This is a genomic window from Rhodococcus chondri, assembly GCF_036327435.1.
Taxonomy (GTDB): Bacteria; Actinomycetota; Actinomycetes; order Mycobacteriales; family Mycobacteriaceae; genus Rhodococcus; species Rhodococcus chondri.
The window spans coordinates 1-5,720 of the sequence record NZ_JAUZMZ010000237.1; the positions used below are offsets into that span (position 1 = coordinate 1).

6 protein-coding genes are annotated in these 5,720 nt (G+C 67.5%); 3 read left to right on the top strand and 3 right to left on the bottom strand.

Features of this window, described 5'->3' with window-relative positions:
* Positions 1-151: 151 nt before the first annotated feature.
* Entirely contained in the window at positions 152-994 is an 843-nt protein-coding gene (locus Q8814_RS23900; RefSeq protein ID WP_330154462.1) for an Rv1157c family protein, read from the bottom strand.
* Between the two features lie 381 nt (positions 995-1,375).
* Between Q8814_RS23900 and Q8814_RS23905 the strand changes: the two genes are divergently transcribed.
* Entirely contained in the window at positions 1,376-2,599 is a 1,224-nt protein-coding gene (locus Q8814_RS23905; protein WP_330154463.1) for a mannosyltransferase, read from the top strand.
* On the opposite strand, the gene Q8814_RS23910 is transcribed toward Q8814_RS23905, so the two are convergent.
* Positions 2,544-2,831 (bottom strand): 4a-hydroxytetrahydrobiopterin dehydratase, encoded by a 288-nt coding sequence (locus Q8814_RS23910; protein ID WP_330154464.1) that lies wholly within the window; start codon positions 2,829-2,831, stop codon positions 2,544-2,546. The two genes, Q8814_RS23905 and Q8814_RS23910, sit on opposite strands and share 56 nt — an antisense overlap.
* 25 nt (positions 2,832-2,856) lie before the next feature.
* Here Q8814_RS23910 and Q8814_RS23915 point away from each other — a divergent pair, with 25 nt between their 5' ends.
* Positions 2,857-3,279 carry a (deoxy)nucleoside triphosphate pyrophosphohydrolase gene (locus tag Q8814_RS23915; RefSeq protein ID WP_330154459.1) on the top strand — a complete coding sequence of 141 codons (423 nt, stop codon included), beginning with the start codon at positions 2,857-2,859 and terminating at the stop codon, positions 3,277-3,279.
* A 10-nt stretch (positions 3,280-3,289) separates the two neighbouring features.
* Here Q8814_RS23915 and Q8814_RS23920 read toward each other — a convergent pair whose 3' ends face one another.
* The gene (locus Q8814_RS23920; protein ID WP_330154460.1) at positions 3,290-3,472 is read right to left on the bottom strand and encodes a hypothetical protein; all 183 of its coding nucleotides are present in this window, start codon (positions 3,470-3,472) and stop codon (positions 3,290-3,292) included.
* Between the two features lie 344 nt (positions 3,473-3,816).
* Between Q8814_RS23920 and typA the strand changes: the two genes are divergently transcribed.
* A complete protein-coding gene (gene typA, locus Q8814_RS23925) occupies positions 3,817-5,715 on the top strand; it encodes a translational GTPase TypA (RefSeq protein ID WP_330154461.1) in 1,899 nt (632 codons plus the stop codon).
* The last annotated feature ends 5 nt before the right edge of the window (positions 5,716-5,720 follow it).

Below are 5,720 nucleotides of genomic sequence, written 5' to 3' on the forward strand. Positions count from 1 at the left end.
GACCGTCGGGAGCGCAACGAGGTGCGTCGCGCGTGCGACGATTCGGGCATAACCCGGTTTACCACGCACCCGTCCTCCCGGGAAGACGACGAGGCCGCCGGGACAGTGTCCCGGCGGCCTCGTGAAGATGCTGCGGTGCTGCGGTGGTGTCTCAGGGCACCGAGACGAGCCCCAGGGTCGGAAGGAAGGTGCACGAGCGCGGCTCCGCGCCTTCCTTCTGGGTGGTGATGCCTCCGGAGATCACAGCGACGACCTGACCCGAGCCGGTGTCGGCGATCGCGCTGAGCGTGGTCGGTCCGTCCGGGTTGATGTTGGCCTGGTTGGTCAGCGGCTGCGAACCCGTACGACCATTCGAGACGTTGATCCAGGTCAGGGTGAGGGGCTGTTCCTGCGCATCGGCGGCCGGCGCGGTGCCGAGGGCCGTGAACACGAAGCCGGCGTGACCCTGCGGGGGTCCGGGAGGCGGCAGGTGCGACGGACCGGCCACCGCGAGGGCGGTGCCCACCGAATCGGACCCGTCGGCGATGCAGTCCTGCCCGAGCGTCGGGTACAGGAACTGGGAGATCACCACGGAACCCGGCGGGGGAAGGTCCGGACCGCCTCCACCGCTGCCGTCCAGGAACGTGATGACACGCTGGAGCGTGGCCTTGATGGAATCGGGCAGATCGGAGTTCGCGAGCAGTTCCTTGGCCTGGGCCAGCAGGTCGTTCTTGCCGTCCGCGGCGTCCGCGACATCGGCCGGGCCGGCCGCGGCCCCGACGATCGCGGGGGCGAGGGACGCGAGAGCCTCCACCTGATCGCGCTCGACGGTGACTCCGGGAAGGAGTTGCGTCAACGACTCGACAGACAGATCGGCCGGCACGGTGAACTCCGGGAGCTGAGCAAGCTGCGTCAGATCGGGTAGCGCCGGCGGCGCGGGCTGCGCGACTGCGTGCGTCGGCACGACCAGCCCCGCGGCGGCGACGACTGCGCACGCGGTGAGCGCTCGTCGCATTCCTCGAGTTCGAACCACTGTTCCCCATCCTTGTCGTTGAAGCGCCGGGTCCTTCTGAACGAACAACCAGGTGCTGACGGCTCGAGGAGACACTCTATGTAGACCCCCCGTCCGGTACAAGCCGCCGGGCCCGAAATCTGTGCTCGGCGGTTACCTGCGGGGAGTGTAGCCACAGCATCTTCCGAATGGTGATATCCGGTCGACCGTAACGTGCCTACTTTGTGAACAGTGTGAACAGAGATGGGATTGTTATAGGAGTGATCAGCTGTTTCGGATCGCCCCGCACACGCCGGTAGGCTGTACCGCCGGGTCGGGGTGTTTCCCGGACGACGATCGACGGGAGGCCGCAGCGCAGTGCCACTACCGGTTCTCTCGCGTTCTGTGTGGTGGGGCGCGGCGCTACTGACCGTCTCCGTGACGGCACGCCTGCTGTGGGGTCTGCTCACCGAAAATGGCATGAATCTTGTGGATCTACACGTGTACGTCGACGGTTCGGCGGCGTTGCTGCGCGGCGGACTCTACGACTTCACCTACTCGCGTGACACGCCGGATTTCCCGCTTCCGTTCACGTATCCGCCGTTCGCCGCGCTCGTGTTCCTGCCTCTGCATCATGTCCCGTTCGACCTCCTGGGCATCGTGTGGCAGCTGCTGACCGTCGCCGCGCTGTTCGGCGTCGTGCGGATTGCCCTCGAGTTGCTCGTCGGACCGGACGTGCGCACGCCCCGCTGGACCTCCGTCGCCCTGGCGTGGACCGCGGTGGCCCTGTGGACGGAGCCGGTGCGCACCACCCTCGACTACGGGCAGATCAACGTATTCCTCGCGCTCGGCGTCATGCTCGCGGTACGCAGCAACCGGTGGTGGTTGTCCGGTGGACTGGTCGGCATCGCCGCCGGAATCAAGCTCACTCCCGCGATCACCGGGCTGTACTTCCTGGCCCGCCGCCGCTGGTCGGCAGCGGTGTTCTCGGCGCTCGTGTTCGCGGCGACCGTGCTGGTGAGCCGGCTGATCCTCGGGGGACAGGCGAGCATCTACTTCACGTCGCTGTTCGGCGACGCGGACCGGATCGGCCCCGTGGGCTCGGTGTGGAATCAATCCCTGCGGGGAGCGATGAGCCGGGTCGCCGGTGAGGACGTCGGGACGGGACCGCTGTGGCTCGGCGCCGTCGCGGTGTGTGCTGCGCTCGCAGTCGCGGCCTGGCGCGCCCTGGGACCCGACGATCGGCTCGGCACGATCGTCGTCGTCCAGCTGTTCGGTCTGCTCGTATCACCGATCTCGTGGGTGCATCACTGGGTCTGGGTGATCCCTCTGGTGCTGTGGCTGGTCTACGGGCCGTTCGCGCAGCGGCGCGGCGCCCGCGTGGTCGCGGTCTGCTGGACCGTCGTGACCCTCGCCGGTGTGCCGTGGCTGCTGAGCACCATGCAGAACTCGATCTGGGACATCTCCCGGCCCGCGCCCCTGGCGTGGCTGGGCGCGGTCAATGTGGTGGGCGTACTCGCCGTCTACGTGTGGATCGTGGTCGCGGGGCGAGACCGGACACCGAGAGCAGAGGTCAGCGAGCTGCCAGTGCGTCGATCCGGCGCGCGAGCTCCGGATCCGACGCCGTGATCCCGCCCGCCGAATGGGTCGAGAGCGTGTAGGTCACCTTGCGCCAGCGGATGTCGATATCGGGATGATGGTTTGCCTCCTCGGCGGCGTCCGCGACGCGGTTCACGAGGGTGATCGCGTCGGGGAACGTCGGAGACTCGATGGTGCGCACCAGGGCGTTACCGGCCCGGCGCCAGTGCGGAAGTTCGGACAACGCGGCGTCGATCTCGCCGTCGGTGAGCAACTGGGCCATGAGCCATTCTGGAACGATGCACGGCATGACCGCAACGACACCGGAACCTCCGATACGGCAACCGGCAGGGCACGTGGTGGCGGGCGCCGTGTTCCGCGACGGCAGGTTGCTGCTGGCGCAACGGAACCGGCCACCGGAGCTGGCGGGCCAATGGGAGTTGCCCGGAGGCAAGGTCGAACCGGGGGAGGAGATCGAGGCAGCCCTGCGCCGCGAGTTGCGTGAGGAACTCGGGGTGGAGGTGCGGGGCGGTGAACGTCTCGGCGTGGCCGTGCCGTTGCCCGGTGGCCGCGTGTTGTGCGCGTACCGGGTCGAACTGGTTGCGGGAGTGCCGAAGCCGCTCGATCATTCGGCGTTGCGATGGGTGGATGCGGACGAACTGGAGACGATCGATCTGGTGGCGGCGGACCGCGCGTGGCTCACGGACCTGCAAGAGCACCTGGACCGCTGAACCGTCACCGTCAGGCGGCCCTGGATTTGTCGAGGTGCTTGCGCAGTTGCTTCTTGCTCGAGCCGTCGTTCTCGACCTTCTTCATGCGCATGATGACCACCGGGCATTTCAGGCACCGGGTCTTTTTCCGGCAGCATTTCTTCTTCGGTTTCAGGTCGGCGATCCTGCTCGCGTCGATCTTCTTCTTGCCCATCGTCGTCCCGCCGTCGTCGCATAGCCTCGTATCCGTCAGGTTAGTGTGCCCTCACCGCCTCGCCAAGACCGGTGCATGCGCCCGGTCCGAGGAAAAATCGGGCCGTGGGCGTGGCGATCGTCACGTCGAGTCCGGTGTGAACTGGCACAATGGGTTGGGTAAGAGCGGGACGGTTCCCGCTCGCTGTAGGGTATTCGTGGCCGCAGTGCCTGCTCGTGCCGTTCGCGGCTGTGCCGGGATCATGCGCATTCGCGTCGCGGCCATCGAGAAGAAACGCCGTACGGGCGAGGTGCCGACCGGGTCCAGTGCCGTGTGGCCGGACAACAGCCAGGAGAGACCATCGCGTGAGCACCGCTGATTTTCGGAACGTCGCCATCGTCGCGCACGTCGACCACGGAAAGACCACCCTCGTCGACGCCATGCTGCGCCAGTCCGGCGCGTTCGCCGAGCGCGCTGAGCTCGTCGACCGCGTGATGGACTCCGGCGACCTCGAGCGCGAGAAGGGCATCACCATTCTCGCGAAGAACACCGCGGTACACCGCCACCACCCCGACGACACCGTCACCGTCATCAACGTCATCGACACCCCGGGCCACGCCGACTTCGGCGGTGAGGTCGAGCGCGGCCTGTCCATGGTCGACGGTGTCGTGCTCCTCGTCGACTCCTCCGAGGGCCCGCTGCCGCAGACCCGTTTCGTTCTCCGCAAGGCGCTCGCGGCGTCGCTGCCGGTGATCCTCGTGGTGAACAAGACCGACCGTCCCGACGCCCGTATCGCCGAGGTCGTCGAAGAGAGCCAGACCCTGCTGCTCGACCTCGCATCCGATCTCGACGACGAGGCCGCGGAAGCCGCCGAGCTCGCTCTCGGACTGCCGGTTCTCTACGCATCGGGCCGCGAGGGCAAAGCCAGCCGGAAGCAGCCCGAGAACGGGCAGGTTCCCGACGCCGAGAACCTCGACGACCTGTTCGACGTTCTGATGGAGTACGTCCCCGCCCCCAAGGGCAACGCGAACGCCCCGCTGCAGGCGCACGTCACCAACCTCGACGCCTCGGCATTCCTGGGCCGCCTCGCGCTGGTCCGCATCCACAACGGTGAACTCCGCAAGGGGCAGACCGTGAGCTGGATGCGTGAGGTCGACGGCGAGCCGGTCGTCACCAAGGCGAAGATCACCGAGCTGCTCGCGACCGTCGGCGTGGAGCGGCATCCCGCCGAATCCGCCATCGCCGGCGACATCGTGGCCGTCGCGGGTTTCCCCGACATCATGATCGGCGACACTCTCGCCGACCTCGATAATCCGGTGGCCCTGCCCCGGATCACGGTCGATCAGCCGGCCATCTCGGTCACCATCGGCACCAACACCTCGCCGCTGGTCGGACGCGTCAAGGGTCACAAGCTGACCGCGCGCATGGTCAAGTCCCGCCTCGACTCGGAACTCGTCGGCAACGTGTCGCTCAAGGTGCTCGACATCGGCCGTCCCGACGCGTGGGAGGTCCAGGGCCGCGGTGAGCTCGCGCTGGCGATCCTGGTCGAGCAGATGCGCCGCGAGGGCTTCGAGCTGACCGTCGGCAAGCCGCAGGTGGTCACCAAGCAGGTCGACGGCAAGCTGCACGAGCCGTACGAAGAGCTGACCATCGACACCCCCGAGGAGTACCTCGGCGCCATCACGCAGCTGCTCGCGAACCGCAAGGGCAAGATGGTGCAGATGACCAACCACGGTGCGGGATGGGTGCGGATGGAGTTCCTCGTCCCGTCGCGCGGCCTGATCGGTTTCCGCACCGACTTCCTGACCGAGACCCGCGGTACCGGCATCGCCAACGCCGTCTTCCACGGCTACGCGCCGTGGGCCGGTGAGATCCGGGCCCGCCACACCGGGTCGCTGGTTTCCGATCGCAGCGGCAGCGTCACGCCGTTCGCCATGATCCAGCTGGCCGACCGCGGCACGTTCTTCGTCGAGCCCGGCGCCGACACCTACGAGGGCATGGTCGTGGGTATCAACCCCCGCCAGGAAGACCTCGACATCAACGTCACCCGTGAGAAGAAGCTGACCAACATGCGTCAGTCCTCCGCCGACGTGATGGAGACCCTGGCCAAGCCGATCGAGTTGACTCTCGAAGCCGCCATGGAGTTCTGTGCCGGCGACGAGTGCGTGGAAGTCACGCCGGAGATCGTGCGGGTGCGCAAGGTGCACCTGTCGGGCACCGAGCGAGCCCGTGCGCGTTCGCGCGAGAAGGCCCGCAACAGCTAGGCAGG